At 75.2% G+C, this 17,441-nt stretch carries 14 protein-coding genes; 10 read left to right on the top strand and 4 right to left on the bottom strand.

Annotated elements, in window-relative coordinates; genetic code table 11:
* Positions 1-3: 3 nt before the first annotated feature.
* Together R4Z62_RS23565 and R4Z62_RS23560 are read right to left on the bottom strand one after the other, a co-directional pair.
* Positions 4-1,560, bottom strand: coding sequence for an alpha/beta hydrolase (locus R4Z62_RS23565; protein ID WP_491520822.1), 1,557 nt, complete (start codon positions 1,558-1,560; stop codon positions 4-6).
* Between the two features lie 82 nt (positions 1,561-1,642).
* On the bottom strand, positions 1,643-2,035 hold the full coding sequence (locus tag R4Z62_RS23560; RefSeq protein WP_355479613.1) for a DUF4190 domain-containing protein: 393 nt from the start codon (positions 2,033-2,035) through the stop codon (positions 1,643-1,645).
* A 139-nt stretch (positions 2,036-2,174) separates the two neighbouring features.
* Between R4Z62_RS23560 and R4Z62_RS23555 the strand changes: the two genes are divergently transcribed.
* From R4Z62_RS23555 to R4Z62_RS23540, 4 genes are all read left to right on the top strand, one after another.
* Positions 2,175-3,458, top strand: a complete 1,284-nt coding sequence (locus tag R4Z62_RS23555) for a sensor histidine kinase (protein WP_491520821.1) — start codon at positions 2,175-2,177, stop codon at positions 3,456-3,458.
* The gene (locus R4Z62_RS23550; RefSeq protein ID WP_491520820.1) at positions 3,455-4,168 is read left to right on the top strand and encodes a response regulator transcription factor; all 714 of its coding nucleotides are present in this window, start codon (positions 3,455-3,457) and stop codon (positions 4,166-4,168) included. The genes R4Z62_RS23555 and R4Z62_RS23550 overlap by 4 nt, the downstream gene beginning before the upstream one ends.
* A gap of 84 nt (positions 4,169-4,252) precedes the next feature.
* The gene (locus tag R4Z62_RS23545; protein ID WP_491520819.1) at positions 4,253-6,055 is read left to right on the top strand and encodes an ABC transporter transmembrane domain-containing protein; all 1,803 of its coding nucleotides are present in this window, start codon (positions 4,253-4,255) and stop codon (positions 6,053-6,055) included.
* Entirely contained in the window at positions 6,052-7,869 is a 1,818-nt protein-coding gene (locus R4Z62_RS23540; protein ID WP_491520818.1) for an ABC transporter ATP-binding protein, read from the top strand. The genes R4Z62_RS23545 and R4Z62_RS23540 overlap by 4 nt, the downstream gene beginning before the upstream one ends.
* 135 nt (positions 7,870-8,004) lie before the next feature.
* On the opposite strand, the gene R4Z62_RS23535 is transcribed toward R4Z62_RS23540, so the two are convergent.
* A complete protein-coding gene (locus tag R4Z62_RS23535; protein ID WP_491520817.1) occupies positions 8,005-9,198 on the bottom strand; it encodes an FAD-dependent monooxygenase in 1,194 nt (397 codons plus the stop codon).
* 203 nt (positions 9,199-9,401) lie between these two features.
* Here R4Z62_RS23535 and R4Z62_RS23530 point away from each other — a divergent pair, with 203 nt between their 5' ends.
* Both R4Z62_RS23530 and R4Z62_RS23525 read left to right on the top strand, forming a co-directional pair.
* Complete coding sequence (locus R4Z62_RS23530) at positions 9,402-9,947, top strand: TetR/AcrR family transcriptional regulator (RefSeq protein WP_355479643.1); 546 nt, start codon at positions 9,402-9,404, stop codon at positions 9,945-9,947.
* Positions 9,948-10,014: 67 nt separating this feature from the next.
* Complete coding sequence (locus R4Z62_RS23525; RefSeq protein WP_491520816.1) at positions 10,015-10,674, top strand: maltokinase N-terminal cap-like domain-containing protein; 660 nt, start codon at positions 10,015-10,017, stop codon at positions 10,672-10,674.
* 83 nt (positions 10,675-10,757) lie between these two features.
* Here R4Z62_RS23525 and R4Z62_RS23520 read toward each other — a convergent pair whose 3' ends face one another.
* Positions 10,758-10,985: a hypothetical protein gene (locus R4Z62_RS23520; protein ID WP_064535340.1), complete on the bottom strand. Its 228-nt coding sequence runs from the start codon at positions 10,983-10,985 to the stop codon at positions 10,758-10,760.
* Positions 10,986-11,200: 215 nt separating this feature from the next.
* On the opposite strand from R4Z62_RS23520, the gene R4Z62_RS23515 reads away from it, so the two are divergent.
* The 4 genes from R4Z62_RS23515 (at position 11,201) to R4Z62_RS23500 (ending at position 17,437) form a co-directional block, all read left to right on the top strand.
* The gene (locus tag R4Z62_RS23515) at positions 11,201-12,526 is read left to right on the top strand and encodes a WD40 repeat domain-containing protein (RefSeq protein WP_491520815.1); all 1,326 of its coding nucleotides are present in this window, start codon (positions 11,201-11,203) and stop codon (positions 12,524-12,526) included.
* 346 nt (positions 12,527-12,872) lie between these two features.
* Complete coding sequence (locus tag R4Z62_RS23510) at positions 12,873-14,915, top strand: M4 family metallopeptidase (RefSeq protein ID WP_491520814.1); 2,043 nt, start codon at positions 12,873-12,875, stop codon at positions 14,913-14,915.
* A 285-nt stretch (positions 14,916-15,200) separates the two neighbouring features.
* Entirely contained in the window at positions 15,201-16,841 is a 1,641-nt protein-coding gene (locus R4Z62_RS23505) for a M4 family metallopeptidase (protein WP_491520813.1), read from the top strand.
* A gap of 74 nt (positions 16,842-16,915) precedes the next feature.
* Positions 16,916-17,437 carry a DUF1990 domain-containing protein gene (locus R4Z62_RS23500; protein WP_355479630.1) on the top strand — a complete coding sequence of 174 codons (522 nt, stop codon included), beginning with the start codon at positions 16,916-16,918 and terminating at the stop codon, positions 17,435-17,437.
* Positions 17,438-17,441: the final 4 nt, after the last annotated feature.

Here is a 17,441-nt window from a genome sequence, read left to right as displayed (position 1 = left end):
GTTCTACTTCCCGGCGGGCGTCCGGCAGGTCAGGTCACCGGCCGGGAGCCTGCCCGTGGTCAGGTAGGCCGTGGCGGTCCGGTCCGCGCAGGAGCCGCCGAGGCCGTAGACGCCGTGCCCCTCGCCGCCCTCGACCGTGACCATGTGGGAGCCGTGCAGCGCGCGGTGCATGTTCCGGGCGCCGGGAAGCGGCGTCTGGGAGTCCCACTCGTTCTGGAGGATCAGGGCGGCGACGCCGTTGTCCACCGTCGTGCCGGGCTCGCTGCCCTGCTCCCAGAAGGCGCACGGCTTGATGGTGGAGGCGATGTCGCCGTAGAGCGGGTAGCGCGCCTTGTCGCGGATCGCGTCGCGGCGGTAGCGCTCGGGGTCGCGCGGCCACGAGGTGCGGGTGTCGGCGCAGATGAAGGCCCAGGCGCTCGCGGCCTCGTTGTCGGCGGGGACGGTCCCGGCGGACACCGAGGGGGCCGGGTCCGGGGTGGGCGCGGCCGTGCCGGAGGGGGCGGGCGGCGCCTCGCCCCGGGCCGCCTTCACCAGTTCGGCGACCTTCTCGGCGGCGACGCGGACATGGACGAACGCGGGACGCAGCTCGGAGCGGATGCCGTCGCCGGTCAGGAGCCGCCCGCCGGAGTCGACGGGGTCGCGGTCGGCCCGGCGGACCAGGTCCCAGAAGCTCTGCCGGACCGCGGCCGGGGTGGCGCCCAGGTGGTAGGTGGCGTCCCGGCCGGCGGTCCACGCGCACCACCGGGTGAAGGCGGCCTCGGCGCCCCTCGCCATCTCCTGGAAGGTGCCCCGCCAGATCAGCGTGGGGTCGGCCGCGCTGTCCAGCACGAACCGGTCGGCCCGCCGGGGGAACAGCTGCGCGTAGACGGCGCCGAGGTAGGTGCCGTAGGAGTAGCCCAGGTAGGAGATCTTCTTCTCGCCGAGCACGGCACGGACGACGTCCATGTCGCGGGCGACGTTGCGGGTGGTGAGGTGCGGCAGCAGGCCGCCCGCGGCCGAGCGGCACTTGTCGGCGACCATACGGGCCCACCGCACGTCCTTGGCGAACGTCGCGTCCCGGTAGGGGCGTTCGTCGTTCTGCTCGTCCTCGGTGAGACCGCAGCCGACGGGTGTGCTCCGCCCGACACCCCGCGGGTCGAACCCGATGAGGTCGTAGCGCTGCCGCACGTCCTGGGGCAGGTCCAGCTCGGGGGCGACCGGCAGGTCCAGGCCCGAGCCGCCGGGGCCGCCGGGGTTGAGCAGCAGGACGCCGCGGCGCTGCTTGGGGTCGCCCGCCGCCAGCCGGGATATCGCGAGGTCGATCGTCCGGCCGCCCGGATCGGCGTAGTCGAGGGGCACCTTGACGGTCGCGCACCGGAAGGCGGCCGGCTGGTGGGCGTCGCAGCGCCGCCAGTGGGGCCGCTGCGCGGTGTAGGGGCGCAGGGCGTCCGGCGAGGGGGACGTCTGCGGCGTGGCCGTCCGGGGTGCGGCGGCGGCCGTCACGGGCGGCAGCGCGCTCAGGAGGGCCGTCGCGGCGGTGGCGGCCAGCAGGGCGGCCGTCCGCCGTGGGGTGTGGGTCATCGTGCTCGTCCTTGCCGGGCGGAGTCGGCCGTACGGCTCGTCCGCCCTCGTCTGTGTGGGGGGCCGGTGGGCCGGGCTCCGGTCAGTGCCCGCCGAGCTGGTCGCGGACGCACTGCGTGTACTGGTGGAAGCTGTCGGGCCGGTAGCACTTCTGGGTGTGGTCGGCGTACCAGACCACGAGGACGGCGACCAGGACGGACACCACGACGGCGACGGCCGAGGTCACCAGGCCGGTGACGGCCATGCCCCGGCCGGTGCCGGTCCGTCCGGCCGTCCGCAGCGCGACGGCGCCCAGGACCAGTCCGACGATCCCGAGCGGGCCGCCGATGACGACGACCGACGTGGTCAGCGCGGCGACGCCCAGCACCATGGCGGTGACGGTCAGGCCGTTGCCGCCCCTCCCGCCGGTCCCGGCCCGCGCGTCCGGCCCGGGGCCTGCGGGGTGGTGCGGTGTCCTCGTCGCGTACGTGTCCATCGGTCGTCCTCCGGTCGGCTGGGTCAGGGCACGATCCTGTCCTCGAAGGCCGGGGCCGCACATCGCGAAGAAGCGGGAAACGGTTCTCCCCCGATCGGGGGAGAACGCCGGTGACCTGGGCAGTCATACTGGCCGCACCATGACCAGGGGAATCCGGCCGCTGCTGCGCGGCTCCACGTACACGGGCGCGCTGTTCGCATGCTGCGGCGCGCTGGCGAGCATCGCGCTGCTGCCGTTCGTCGCCCTGCTGTCGCCCCTCTGGCGCTTCGCCCCCTACGGGGCGCAGATCGTGCTGGACCTGCTGGTCTGGGCGGTGCTCATCGGCGCGGCCGGGCTGGCCCGCACCACCCGGCGGATGCTCATCGCCTGCGCCCGCCGGGTGCTGCGGGTGCCGCTGCCCGACCCGGCGGCCGTGCGCCGTCCGGCGGCCGCCCCTGACGGCGGGACCGCTCCCGCGGCCCCGGCCCCGGCGTCGGGTGCCGACCGCTGGCGGACCCCGCTGTGGCTGCTGCTGCACGTGGCGCTGGGCTGGGCGGGCGCGCTGGTGGGCGGCGTGCTGATCGTCGCCGGGCTGATCCTGCCGGGCAACTGGCTCGGCGCCGACGGCGGTCTCGTCCTGTTCGGCCGGTCGGTGCGGGTGACGGGCGGCTGGGGCAGTTGGGTGGCGGCGCTCGGCTGCCTGCTGCTGGCGGCGACGGTGTGCGCGGTGGTGACCGGCACCCTGCGCCGGGCGGCGCCCAGGCTGCTGGGGCCGTCGGCGGCCGAGCGGCTCGCGCTGGCCGCCGAGCGGGAGCTGCGGCTGGCCGAACGCAACCGGCTGGCCCAGGAACTGCACGACTCCATCGGGCACACGCTGACGGCGACGACCATCCAGGCGGCGGTGGCGGGCGAGGTGCTCGGCGCCGACCCGGCGGCGGCGCGGGCCGCGCTGCGCAGCATCGAGGAGTCGGCGCGCGCCGCGCTGGAGGACCTGGACTACGTCCTGGGCGTGCTGCGCGAGCAGGAGGCGGGCACGGCGCCGGTGCGCACCCTGGCCGATCTGCCCGAGCTGCTGGACCGGCTGCGGCACGCGGGGGCGGTGGTGGAACCGGAGCTGTCGGGCGCCCTCACGCAGGTGCGCGGGACGCTCTCCCGGGCGGCGTACCGCATCGTCCAGGAGGGGCTGACGAACGCGCTGCGGCACGGGGCGGGCGGTCCGGTCGCGGTCCGGGTGGCGGCCGGTGCGGACGTACTGGAACTCGACGTGGTGAACCGCACCGGGTCGGGTGCCGGACCGGGCGCGGGGGCCTTCCCGGCGTCCGGGCGCGGGCTGTCCGGGCTGGCCGAGCGCGTACGGCTGCTGCACGGCGAGTTCCGGGCCGGCCCGGAGGGACCGGACCACTGGCGGCTGGCGGTACGGCTGCCGGTACGGTGGCCGGCATGACCGGTTCCGGCGCGGACGCGCACGCCCCGACCGGCCCCGGCGCCGGATCCGCCGCCGCGCCCGTCACCCTGCTGATCGCGGACGACGACGAGGTGACCCGCAGCGGTCTGCGCACGCTGCTCGCGGCGCAGCCGGGTCTTGCCGTGACCGGGGAGGCGGCCGACGGCGTCGAGGCGGTCGAGCGGGCGCGGCTGCTGCGGCCGGACGTGGTGCTGATGGATGTGCGGATGCCGCGCCTCGACGGCATCGAGGCCACCCGGCGGCTGCTGGCGGAGCCCGCTCCGCCGAAGGTCGTGGTGATCACCACCTTCGAGAACGACGGCCATGTCACCGCCGCGCTGGGCGCGGGGGCCGCCGGTTTCGTCCTCAAGCGGTATCCGGTCGGGCGGATCGCGGAGGCGGTGCGGGTGGTGGCGGCGGGCGAGGCGATCCTCTTCCCGGCCGCGCTGCGCCGGATGGTCGCGGCCCGCCCGCTGGGCTCCGCCGAGGCGCTGCCGCGGGCGGCCCTGACCGGGCGGGAGGAGGAGGTGCTGCGGCTGATGGCCACCGGGCTGTCCAACCCGGAGATCGCGCGGGCGCTGACGGTGAGCCAGGAGACGGCGAAGACCCACGTGGGCAACGTGCTCACCAAACTCGGCGCGCAGAACCGGACCCACGCGGTGGTGATCGCCTACGAGTCCGGTCTGGTGGTGCCCGGCTTCACCGGCTGACCCGGCCTCACCGGCCGGTGCGCGCCGGACACGGCAGGAGACAGGCGAGACAGGCAAGGCAGGCGGGACAGGGAGGGGGCGCCAGTGATCGACGCCTACGCGGACCCGGGCACGCCCGACAGCCGGGGCGGGTGGTGGTATCTGTGGTGGCTGGTGACCCGGCAGCCGGGGCGTTCGCTCGCCGGGGCGCTGCTGGCGAGTGTGTGGATGGTGCTGCTGGCGGCGACGCCGTACCTGATGTCCCGGGCGGTCGACGACGGGCTCCAGCGCGGGGACATGGGGGCGCTGGCCCTGTGGTCGGGCGCGCTGTTCGCGGTCGGGGCGGTCAACGCCTGGCTGAGCATCCTGCGGCACCGCACGATGACCCGGGTGCGCATGGACGCCAACTTCCGCACCGTCAAGGTCGTTGTCGGCCAGGTGGTGCGGCTGGGCGCGGCGCTGCCGCACCGGGCGGGCACCGGGGAGGTGGTCACCATCGGCGTCGGCGACGTGCAGACCATCAGCCAGAGCCTGACCGTGGTCGGTCCCGGGGTCGGCGCGGTCGTCGTCTACGCGGCGGTGGCGGGGCTGCTGCTGTCGGTGTCCGTGCCGCTGGCCGCCGTGGTGCTGCTGGGGGCGCCGCTGACCGCGCTGCTGGTGGGGCCGCTGACCCGGCGGCTGCAACGTGCCGAGGGCGAGTACCGGGAGCGGCAGGGCGTGCTGACCGCGCGCATCGGCGACCTCGCGGGCGGGCTGCGGGTGCTGGGCGGCCTGGGCGGCAAGGCACTGTTCGCGGACGCCTTCCGGCACGACTCGCGGCGGCTGCGCGAGCAGGGCTACCGGGTGGGCGCGGTGACAAGCTGGCTCCAGGCGCTCGGCGCGGGGCTGCCGGTGCTGTTCCTGGCCGTGGTGACCTGGCTGGCGGCCCGGCTGGCCGCCCGCGGCGAGATCACCGTGGGCGAACTGGTGTCGGTGTACGGCTATGTGGCGGTCCTGGTGACCCCGGTGTCGTTCTTCGTCGAGGCGGGCTACCAGCTGAACCGGGGTGTGGTGGCCGCGCGCCGGGTCGTACGGCTGCTGCGGCTGGAGCCGCAGGAGGACACGGGCACCCTGCCCCCGCCGCCGCGGCCCGCGGAGCTGTACGACCCGGAGTCGGACGTCCGGGTGCGGCCGGGCCGGCTGACCGCGCTGGTCTGCGCGAGCCCCGCCGACGCGGCGGCGGTCGTGGACCGGCTCGGCCGCTACACGCCGTCGGCGGCGACCTGGGACGGGACCCCTCTGGACGCGTACGCGCTCGCCGGGGTGCGCGAGCGCGTCCTGGTCGCCGACAACGAGGCCGACCTGTTCGCGGGTCCGCTGCGGGAGGTGGTGTGCGGCGCCCGGGAACTCCGGCGGGTCCGGGAACCCGGGGACCCCCGGGAACACGCTCCGCGGGAGATCGCGCGGGCGCTGCACGCGGCCGCCGCCGAGGACATCGTGCAGGGGCTCGACGACGGCCTGGAGACGGCCGTGGCCGCCCAGGGCCGCAGCCTGTCCGGCGGCCAGCGCCAGCGGATACGGCTGGCGCGGGCGCTGCTGGCCGATCCTGAGGTGCTGCTCGCCGTGGAACCCACCTCGGCGCTGGACGCGCACACCGAGGCGGCGGTGGCGGCCCGGCTGCGGGAGACGCGCGCCGGGCGGACGACCCTCGTCACCACCACCTCCCCGCTGGTCCTGGACCACGCGGACACCGTGCTGCACCTGGTCGAGGGCAAGGTCGCGGCGACGGGCTCGCACCGCGCGCTCCTCGCCCGCGAACCGGGCTACCGGGCGCTGGTGGCACGCGACACGGAAGGGGACACGGAAGGGGACACGCAACCGGACGCCGAACCGCCCGTCGCGGGCACCTCGCGGGAGGCCGCGCGATGACGGCGGACGGTACCGAGGGCCAGGGCCAGGGCCGGCTGCCGGTCGCCGGGCGCGCGCGGGTCCGGCGGGCCGCGCTGCGTCTGGTCGCGGCGGACGGGCGGGCGTTCACCGGCGTCCTCGTCCTGAACGTGCTGGCAGCGGCGGCGGGGCTCGCCGGGCCGTGGCTGCTCGGCCGGATCATCGACCAGGTGCGCTCCGGCGGCGGGGCGCACGGCGTGGACCTGCTGGCCGCGGGGCTCCTGGCCGCCGCGCTGGCGCAGCTCCTGCTGGCGCGCTGGGCCCGGTACGCGGGCCACCGCTTCGGCGAACGCACCCTGGCGCGGGTGCGCGAGGAGTTCGTGGACCGGGCGCTGGCCCTGCCCGCCGCGGTGGTCGAGCGGGCCGGCACCGGCGATCTGACCACCCGCGGCACCGCCGACGTGGCCGCCGTGGGCACCACCTTGCGCACCGTGGGCCCCGAACTGCTGGTCAGCACCGTGCAGGCGGTGTTCGTGCTGGCCGCCGTGTTCCTGCTGAACCCGCTGCTCGGGGCGATCGGCCTGCTGACGCTGGCGCCGGTCGGGTGCGCGCTGCGCTGGTACCTGCGCCGGGCCAGGGACGGCTATCTGCGCGAGGGCGCGGCCGGCTCCGAGGTCGCCGAGGTGCTGGCGGAGACGGCCCGGGGAGCCCGTACCGTCGAGGCGTTCGGGCTGGCCGGGCGGCGGATCGCGGCGAGCCGCGACGCGCTGGAGGAGTCCCGGCGCGCCCGGTTCCACACGCTGTTCCTGCGCAGCGTGTTCTTCCCGGCCGTCGAGGTGTCCTATGTGCTGCCCGTGGCCGGGGTGCTGCTGGCCGGCGGGGCGCTGCACGCGCACGGCGCGGTGACGGTGGGCGCGGTGGTGGCCGCCGCCCTGTATCTGCGGCAGTTCACGGAGCCGCTGGACCAGATCCTGATGCATGTCGAGCTGCTCCAGAGCAGCGGCGCCTCCTTCGCCCGGGTGGAGGGCCTGGCGGAGGCCCCGCGCCCGGTCCCGGCGACCGCCGACGCACCGGCGGACGACCGTATCGACGTGGCCGGGGCCCGGTACGCGTACGAGCGCGGCGGCGAGGTGCTGCGCGGCGTCGACCTGTCGGTGCGGCCCGGGGAGCGGCTGGCCCTGGTGGGGCCGTCCGGGGCGGGCAAGACGACGCTGGCCAGGCTGCTGGCGGGCGTGGACGCGCCGACCGCGGGCTCGGTGACGGTGGGCGGGGTGCCGGTCGCCGCGCTGGAACCGGAGACACTGCGCCGCCAGGTCGTCCTGGTCACCCAGGAGCACCATGTGTTCCTGGGCAGCGTCCGGGACAATCTGCGGATCGCCGAACCGGAGGCGACGGACGGGCAGTTGTGGGCGGCGCTGGCCGCGGTGGGCGCCGACTCCTGGGTGCGGGAGCTGCCGGACGGCCTGGACACCGAGCTGGGCTCGGGCGCGCGGCCCGTCGACGGCTCCCGGGCCCAGCAACTCGCCCTGGCCCGGGTCGTGCTGGCCGATCCGCACACCCTGATCCTGGACGAGGCCACCGCGCTGCTCGACCCGGCCACGGCCCGCCACACCGAGCGCGCGCTGGCCGCCGTGCTGCGCGGCCGTACGGTCATCGCCGTCGCGCACCGGCTGCACACCGCCCATGACGCCGACCGGGTGGCCGTGCTGGAGGACGGCCTGCTGACCGAACTGGGCACCCATGACGAGCTGGTGGCGTCGGGCGGCGCGTACGCGGCCCTGTGGCACACGTGGCACGGGGACACGGAACCGGGTGGGGAGGCGGAACCGGGTGGGGACGCGGACGCGCGGTCCTAGGTCCGCGGTCGTCGCATTCCCACCGCCTTCCCGTCGCCTTCCCGCCGTCCGCCCGGAGGGCACCGCCCGGAGGGCAGGGCGGGCGCGGGAGTGCCGAAAGCGCCGCGCGGCACGGGACCGCGGGCGCCGGGACGGTCAGGGCAGCGCGGGCGGGGTCCAGTCGGCGTGCCGGAGGACGGCCCGCATCGTGACGGTGTCGGGGGCCAGCCGGAGGGCGGTGTTGCGCAGGGCGACGGCCGCCGGGCGGGCCAGCCGCTGCCCCATCCGGCCGGCCCGGCGGGCGGCGCGGGCCACGGCCTGGCTGCGCGGGCGGCGCTCGGCGTCGTAACGGGCCAGCGCCCGCGCGGTGGACGGCTCCGCGGCGAGCGCGGCGGCGAGGGTGACCGCGTCCTCCAGGGCCTGGCAGGCGCCCTGGCCGAGGTGCGGGGTCATGGCGTGGGCGGCGTCGCCGAGCAGGGCGACGCGGCCCGCGGTGAAGGCGGGCAACGGCACCGTGAGTTCGTGGATGTCGTGGTGCAGTACGGCCTCGGGCCGGGTGGCGGCCAGCAGCGCCGGGACGGGCTCGTGCCAGTCGGCGAAGCGGCGGCGCAGCGCGGCGAGCGGGTCGGCGGGGCGCACACCGGGCGGCGCGTCGAGCACCGCGTGCCATTCCGCGCGGCCGTCGCGGAAGGCGATGTGCCCGAACTCGGCCCCCCTGCCCCAGGTGAGCGCGAAGTCGGTGCGCAGCTCCACCGGGTGCGCGGTGACGGCGCGCAGCACGGTCGAGCCGCTGTAGGCGGGCCCGGGGTGGTCCGGGAAGAGCCGGCGGCGCAGCCGGCTGCCCACGCCGTCGGCGGCGACGACCAGATCGGCGTCGAGCACGTCTCCCGTGCCGGTGGCGGTGGCGCTTTCGCCGCCGGTCCCGTCCAGGAGCACCCGCACCCGCCCGCCGTCGCTGTCGTCGACGGACCGCACCTCGGCGCCGGTGCGCAGGCACCCCTCGGGCAGGGCGGCGCGCAGGGCGCGGTGCAGGTCGGCGCGCGGGATGCCGACGATGGGCGTGCCCAGCCGGCGTTCGAGGACGGTGCCGTCCATCCGGGCCAGCCAGCGGCCGCCGGGGGCGCGGGTGCCGCCGGTGTACTGGGGCCGGGCGGCGGCGCGTACGGCCTCGCCCGCGCCGAGGGCGTCCAGGGCGCGCATGCCGTTGGCGTGCAGGGAGATGCCCGCGCCCACATCGGCGAGGACCGGGGCGCGTTCGGCGACCACCACCTCCCAGCCGACCGCGCGCAGGCCGATCGCCGCGGCCAGCCCGCCGATGCCGCCGCCCACCACCACCGCGGTGCCGCCCATGACGGTTCCCCTCTCCCGTGGCGCACGCCCGTCGCCGGGCTTCTACATCTGTAGAAGAAGCGTACTCCCGCCCTCTACAGGTGTAGAAATAGGGGGTGCCCGAGCCCACCGACCAGCCAGCCGACCACCCCGCGGCCCACCCCACCGGCCGCCCTCTCCCCCGTACCGACCGGCGCACCGCCCTCGCCGACGCGGCCGTCGGCGTGCTGGCCGCCCACGGCATGCGCGGCCTCACCCACCGCGCCGTGGACCGCGCGGCCGGACTGCCGTCCGGCACCACCTCCGCGTACTACCGCACGCGCCGCGCCCTGCTCACCGCCCTGGTCCGGCGCCTGGTCGCCCTCGACCAGGCGGAGCTGGAGGAGGCGGCGCGGCGGGCGCCGGTGCCGCGCGACGCGGCGGACCTGGTAGCGGGCCTCGCCGCTCTCACCGCGCAGCGCCTGACGGGCGAGGGGCGGCAGCGCTCGCTGGCCCGCTACGCGTGCGCGATCGAGAGCGTGCACCACCCCGAACTCCGCGAGATCCTCACCCCGCGCGAGAACACGGCACGGGAGGCCGTACGCGCCGTCCTGACCGCGCACGGCGTCCCGGAGGCGGCCGCGGAGGCCCGTACGGTCACCCTGCTGACCTGCGTGGACGGCCTGGTCTTCGACCGGCTGGTGCACGGCGGGCAGGTGTCGCCCGCGGAGCTGCGGGGCCTGGTGGCCGGTGCGCTGCGGACGGAAACGGCGGACGGCGCGGGCCGTTGATGCGAGGCTGGGGAAGATCGCGCACCCAGGGCCCGTCCCTCGACCCCGACGCAGGAGAATCCCCGGCATGGCCGTCATCCACCGCACCACCCTTGAGCCCACCAAGCTCGAACTGCTCACCGCCTGGCTGCCCTCGCGCCCGTGGTACGGCGGCGCCCCGCGGCCGGAGCTGAGCAACGCGGGCGGTTTCCGCCTGGACGACCCGAGCGGCGAGGTCGGCATCGAGTTCCTCGTCGTCAACGACACCTCCGGCCCGAGCCCGGCCGCCTATCTGGTGCCCCTCACCTACCGCGGCGCCCCGCTCGACGGCGCCGGACACGCGCTGGTCGGCACCATGGAGCACGGGGTGCTGGGCAGGCGCTGGGCCTACGACGGCTGCCACGACCCGGTGCTGGCCGCCCGGCTGGCCGCGCTGATCGAGGGCACGGCCCAGGCGCAGGCACAGCGCGTCAGCGACACCCCGGACCACGAGATCGTCCGCTCGTACACGGGCACGGCCCCGGCCGCCGCCGTCTTCCCGACGGTCACCGACACCCCGGAGGCCACCGAACTGACCGCGCCCGAGGGCACCGTGCTCCGGCTGGTCCGCGCCCTGAGCCCGGCCCCGGACGGCGCCCCGGTCCGCCCGCCGACGGCCGCCGGCCATGTCGCCGGCCCCTGGCGGCAGCCGGACGGCACCCGCGTCCGGGGGCTGTTCGCGGTCCTGCACACCGGCGCCGACGACTGACCGCGCCCGAAGCACCACGTGCGAGCGCCCGTCGGCGGAACCGGCGGGCGCTCGTGCGTGCGGGAGGGGCGGAGCCCGCCCTGTCACCGGATGAGGCCGCGCAGCACGGGCACGCTCGCGCCGGAACTGGTCAGTCCGGCGATGACCGCGGCGGCCACCGGGGCGCCGGTGCGGGCGGTGAGGAAGCCCATGACGAGTCCGATGACGACCGCCGCGAGCAGGACGACGGTGGTGTGCAGGGAGAGGAACGGCGGGGCCGGGGGCTCCTGAGGGGAGGAACCGGCGGGCTGGGGTGTCCGAGTCGTGGTCATGCTCCGACTGTGCCGCCCACCGGGCCTTCGGCGCGGCGGACCGAACAAGCCCGGAGAAGCCCGGTCGGCGGGCCCGCGCCGCCGTACGGCGGCGGAGCGCGGCGTACGCGCAGCACCGTCCCGCGCCGTTCGGAAATGTTCCGCCGGATTCGGTGCCGTACGGCCCGGCTCCTCTAACCTGGCTCGTCACGACGCGATGTCGGGGGACGGCGGTCATGGAACACACACATGAGGCGCACGCGGACAGGGGCCACGAGCCGCACGCGGCCAGGCGTCACGAGCCGCACGCGGCCGGGGACACGGGCACCCGCGCGGCCCCGGGCACGGACACCGTCGAGGAACTGCTGCGCGAGCAGTCCCGGCTGCTGCGGGAGCTGAAGGTGCGGGCGGGCGATCCGTCCCTGCGGACCATCGAGAAGCGGGCCGCGAAGCTCTTCGCCGACGAGCGCGCCTCCCTGCCGCCCGCCACGCAGAGCACCCTGTTCAACGGCGGCTACACCGGGCTGAACAAGCTGGTCTGGCTCGTCCGGGCGCTGATGTCCTGGGACCGGTACGGCAAGGAGTGCGCGCCGCCGGCCTACGGGGCGGCCGAACTGGATCCGTGGCACGAGCGGTGGGTGGCCCTCACCCAGGCGCGGGCGGCCCGCAGAAGCCACCGCGCCGCGAGCGCCCGTACGGCCGCCACCGCGGGCCCCGCGGGCCCCGCGGGCCCCGTGGACCCGCCGCCGCCCCACACGCACCCCGCCGACCCCGGGCCACCCGACGCCCCCGGGCCTCCCGTCTCGCCCCGGCCGCCCGCCGGCGCCCAGCCCCGGGGCAACCACGAACCGCCGCCCACGGCCGCCCCCGCCGGGACCGCACCCCCGCCCGGCCCTCCGGCCCCGGAGACCGGCCGCTCTCCCGCCCCGAGTGCCGGATGCCTCGCCACGCGGGCCGTCGCGCACGCCGTCGGGCGGGGCCATCCCATGGCCCTGCCCCCGCTGGGGGCGAGCGATCTGGTCGTCGCGGTGGCGTTCTCCCCCGGCGGAGCCCTGCTGGCCACCAGCAGCCGGGACGGCTGGGTGAGCCTGTGGGATCCGGTCACGCACGTGTTGGCGGCCAGGCTGCCGACCGGCCGTCAGGACGCCACGACCGCGCTGGCGTTCTCGCCCGACGGCCGCCTCCTGGCCGCCGGGGGCCCCGGCACGCTGGTCCGGCTGTGGGACCCGGCCACGCGCGCGGTGACCGGGCCGCCGCTCACCGGGCGCCACGGGACGGTCCGCGCGGTGGCCTTCTCACCGGACGGCGCCCTGCTGGCCGGGGCCTGCGAGGACGGCGCGGTGCGGCTGTGGGACCCGGTCGCCCGCGAGCCGGTGGGCGAGCCCCTGACCGGGCACCGGGACGATGTGCACGCGCTGGCGTTCTCCCCCGACGGCACCCTTCTCGCCACCGGGGCCGGTGACCGGACCGTCCGGTTGTGGATGACTCCGGTGGCGGCCCGCCGTATGACCGGGGACGGACCGGCCCCGAGCGGCCCGGCCCGCACCGCCGGTCCCTCCTGAGGCGGTGATCGGCCCAGGTCGGGCCCGTCCGGGCCCGGCCCTCTCCCGCCGTGCCGTCCGCCCGGCGTCCGATCCGTATACCGAACATGAACTTCCGGACAACGAACGTTTTCCAGCCAACTTGATGACGCGCTCCTGACAAGCCACGGCCGCTCCTGCCAATCTTCCCCTCGGCCGTTCACCGTCACCCCACAGCACCCCCCACTTCTTCACGACGGCGACGCGGCCGGCACCTCGCACGTCGCACCTGGTTCCGCGTTCCACGCAGTTCTGCCCGGACGGCTCACCGCGCGTCCGGACCTCCCCCCTGGCCGCGCGACCCGTGGCCACGCAGAAGGAGTCAGTGTTGAGTAGCAGCAGCTCTCGCAGACGCACCTCCCACATCACCCACCGCCGGGCCGCGGGCATCGCCCTGGCCGGTGTCGCCGCGCTCGTCGCCACCGCCGTCCAGTCCGGCGCCGCGAGTGCCGCGCCGGCGCCGCACGCGGTCAAGCTCGCCCCGGCGCACGTCGCCGTGAAGCTCACCGCCTCGCAGCGCGCCGAGCTGATCCGGGACGCGGACGGCGCCAAGGCCCGCACCGCCAAGGACCTGGGCCTGGGCGCCCAGGAGCAGCTGGCCGTCAAGGACGTCGTCAAGGACGCCGACGGCACGGTCCACACCCGCTACGAGCGCACCTACGCGGGCCTGCCGGTTCTCGGCGGCGACCTGATCGTCGACAGCGCGGCCTCGGGGAAGACCGAGCGGGTGCTCAAGGCGACGAACGCGGCGGTGAAGGTCGCGAGCCTCACCCCGAAGGTGGCGAAGGCGACCGTCGAGCAGCACGCGGTGCAGCAGGCCAAGGCGCTGGGCAGCAGCAAGGCGTCGGTGGACCAGTCCTCCCGCAAGGTGATCTGGGCGGCCACCGGCAAGCCGGTGCTGGCCTACGAGACGGTGATCGGCGGCTTCCAGGACGACGGCACCCCGAACCAGCTGCACGTCATCACCGACGCGAGCACGGGCAAGGAGCTGTTCCGGTACCAGGGCATCGAGACCGGTGTCGGCAACACCCAGTACAGCGGCCAGGTCTCGCTGACGACGACCCAGTCCGGCTCGACGTACACCCTGAACGACGGGGCGCGCGGCGGCCACAAGACGTACAACCTGAACCACGGTTCGTCCGGCACCGGCACGCTGTTCTCCCAGTCCAACGACACCTGGGGCAACGGCACGACGTCGAACGCGGCCACCGCCGCCGCCGACGCCCACTACGGCGCCGCGATGACGTGGGACTTCTACAAGGACACCTTCGGCCGCAACGGCATCAAGAACAACGGCCAGGCCGCGTACTCCCGCGTCCACTACGGCAACGCGTACGTGAACGCGTTCTGGGACGACAGCTGCTTCTGCATGACGTACGGCGACGGCTCGGGCAACAACGACCCGCTGACCGAACTGGACGTCGCCGGGCACGAGATGAGCCACGGCGTCACCTCCAACACGGCCGGCCTCAACTACAGCGGCGAGTCGGGCGGCCTGAACGAGGCGACCTCCGACATCTTCGGCACCGGCGTCGAGTGGTACGCCAACAACGCCACCGACAAGGGCGACTACCTCCTCGGCGAGAAGATCGACATCAACGGCGACGGCACCCCGCTGCGCTACATGGACAAGCCCAGCAAGGACGGCGCCTCCGCCGACTCCTGGTACTCGGGCGTGGGCAACAAGGACGTGCACTACTCGTCCGGCATCGCCAACCACTTCTTCTACCTGCTGAGCGAGGGCAGCGGCGCCAAGACGATCAACGGCGTCAACTACGACTCGCCCACCGCGGACGGGCTGCCGGTCACCGGCATCGGCCGGGACAAGGCCCTCCAGATCTGGTATCGGGCGCTGACCACCAAGTTCACCTCGACCACCAACTACGCCTCGGCCCGCACCGGTACGCTCGCGGCGGCCGGTGAGCTGTACGGCACCTCCAGCACCGAGTACAAGGCCGTGCAGGACGCCTGGGCGGGCGTCGCGGTCGGTGCGCGCCCCGGCGGCGGCGACCCGCCCGGAGGCGGCTCCTCGTTCGAGAGCACCGCGGACGTGAACATCCCGGACTACGGTTCGGCGGTCACCTCGTCCATCACGGTCTCCGGGCGCACCGGCAACGCGCCGTCCAACCTCCAGGTCTCGGTGGACATCGTGCACTCCTGGAGCGGTGACCTCCAGATCGACCTGGTCGCCCCGAACGGCGCCACGGCCCGGCTGAAGAGCAGCGGCTACGACCCGACCCCGGACGTGCACCAGACCTACACGGTCAACGCGTCCTCGGTGGCGGCCAACGGCACCTGGAAGCTGCGCGTCCAGGACAAGGGCCCCGGCGACACCGGGTACATCGACGGCTGGAAGCTGACCTTCCCGTAAAGCCGGGCGAGGCGCCGCCCGGTGGGGGACCTCGGTCCCCCGCCGGGCCCCGACTCCCCGAGGGCAGGGCGCCGCCGGCGGCGAGGAAGCACCCGGGGCGGCGCCCGTTCACATGGTCGAAACACGAATCGGACAGTCATTTTTCGGCCAACATCACCTCGGGGTCCTGACATGTACGCGCCCTTGATGTCACTCTCTCTGCACCCGCCGCACGAGCACAGCAACCGACCTTCCGTCCGGCCGGCACCCCCACGCCGACCGGGCTCCCCCACATAAGGAGCTTGTGTGACCCCCCGCCTCATGCGTCACAAGCGCACCACGCTGGCCGTCGCCACCGCCGTCGCCGCCGGAGCCCTGCTCAGCACCGCCGTGACCACCAGCGCCTCGGCGCAGTCCCCGGTCACCCCGGCCGCGGCCCCCACCGCGCTCACCGCCTCCGCCCGTACCGCCCTGCTCCAGCAGGCGCAGGCCGACGCGTCCGGCACCGCCCGGCAGATAGGTCTCGGCGCCCAGGAGAAGCTGGTCGTCAAGGATGTCGTCAAGGACGCCGACGGCACGGTCCACACCCGCTACGAGCGCACCTACGCGGGCCTGCCGGTCCTCGGCGGCGACCTGATCGTGCACACCGCGAAGTCTGGTGCCACCGAAGGCGTCACCAAGGCCAACAACGCGGCCATCAAGGTCGCCTCGCTCACGCCGAAGGTCGCCGCGGCCAAGGCCGAGCAGCAGGCCGTGGGCCTCGCCAAGGACGCCGGTTCGGCGCAGACCACCGCAGACCAGGCCCCGCGCAAGGTGATCTGGGCGGGCAACGGCACGCCCGTCCTCGCCTACGAGACGGTCGTCGGCGGCCTCCAGGACGACGGCACCCCGAACCAGCTGCACGTCATCACCGACGCCGCCACCGGCAAGAAGCTCTACGAGTACCAGGGCATCGAGACCGGCACCGGCAAGACGCTGTACTCGGGCCAGGTGACCCTGACCACCACCAAGTCCGGCTCCACGTACCAGCTGACCGACGGCTCGCGCGGCGGTCACAAGACGTACAACCTGGCCCGCAAGACGTCCGGCACCGGCACGCTCTTCACCGACGCCGACGACGTGTGGGGCACCGGCGCCGCCTCCAGCTCCACCTCCGACCAGACGGCCGCGGCCGACGCCGCCTACGGCGCCCAGGAGACCTGGGACTTCTACAAGAGCACCTTCGGCCGCAACGGCATCAAGAACAACGGCCAGGGCGCCTACTCCCGCGTCCACTACGGCAGCAACTACGTCAACGCCTTCTGGGACGACAGCTGCTTCTGCATGACGTACGGCGACGGCTCGGGCAACACCCACCCGCTGACCGCGCTGGACGTCGCGGGACACGAGATGAGCCACGGTGTCACCTCCAACACCGCGGGACTCAACTACACCGGTGAGTCCGGCGGTCTGAACGAGGCGACCTCCGACATCTTCGGCACCGGCGTCGAGTGGTTCGCCAACAACTCCGCCGACAAGGGCGACTACCTGATCGGCGAGAAGATCAACATCAACGGGGACGGCTCCCCGCTGCGCTACATGGACAAGCCCAGCAAGGACGGCGCCTCGGCGGACTACTGGTCCTCCACCGTCGGCAACAAGGACGTGCACTACTCCTCCGGCGTCGCCAACCACTTCTTCTACCTGCTGAGCGAGGGCAGCGGCGCGAAGACGGTCAACGGCGTCAGCTACAACTCGCCGACGTCCAACGGCGCCAAGGTCACCGGCATCGGCCGGGACAAGGCCCTCCAGATCTGGTACAAGGCGCTCACCACGTACATGACGTCGACCACCAACTACAAGGCCGCCCGCACGGCGACCCTGAACGCGGCGTCGGCCCTGTACGGCGCCTCCAGCACCGAGTACAAGGCGGTCGGAGCCGCCTGGTCCGGGGTCAACGTCAACTGACCCACCGGCCGCACGACACCACGGGCGGAACCCGGGACGCGCGTCTCCCGGGTTCCGCCCTACCCTTGGATCCCATGGCTCCCCAGGACTTCACCTACGAGGAGGTCGGTGCGACCCGCGAACAGGGCCACTGCCCGCCCGGCTTCCGCCCGCTGCACGTGCGCACCCGCATCGGCGAGGGCGAGGAGGTGTTCCGGCGGGCCGCCGAGGCCGTGTTCACCTGGGAGCTGCACCGCGCCGCCGGAGTGGGCATCGACACCACCGCCGAGCGCGCCGCCCCCGGCGCCGAGGTCACCGTCACCCTCGCCGGGCTGATCAAGGCCCCCTGCCGGGTGGTCTGGACCACCGAGGAACCGCGCCGGGCCGGATGGGCGTACGGCACCCTGCCCGGCCACCCCGAGAGCGGCGAGGAGTCCTTCGTCGTCGACCGCACCGGCGACGGCACGGTCTGGCTGACCGTGACCGCCTTCAGCCGCCCCGCCAGGTGGTACGCCCGCGCGGGCGGCCCGGCCACCCGCGGCTTCCAGCACGCCTACGCCCGCCGCTGCGGCACCGTGCTGCGCCGCCTGTGCGCCGGCCTGGAGGACGGCACCTGACCGC

It is taken from the genome of Streptomyces sp. PL-25, assembly GCF_058344915.1.
This window is presented reverse-complemented; position numbering and strand designations above follow the sequence as displayed.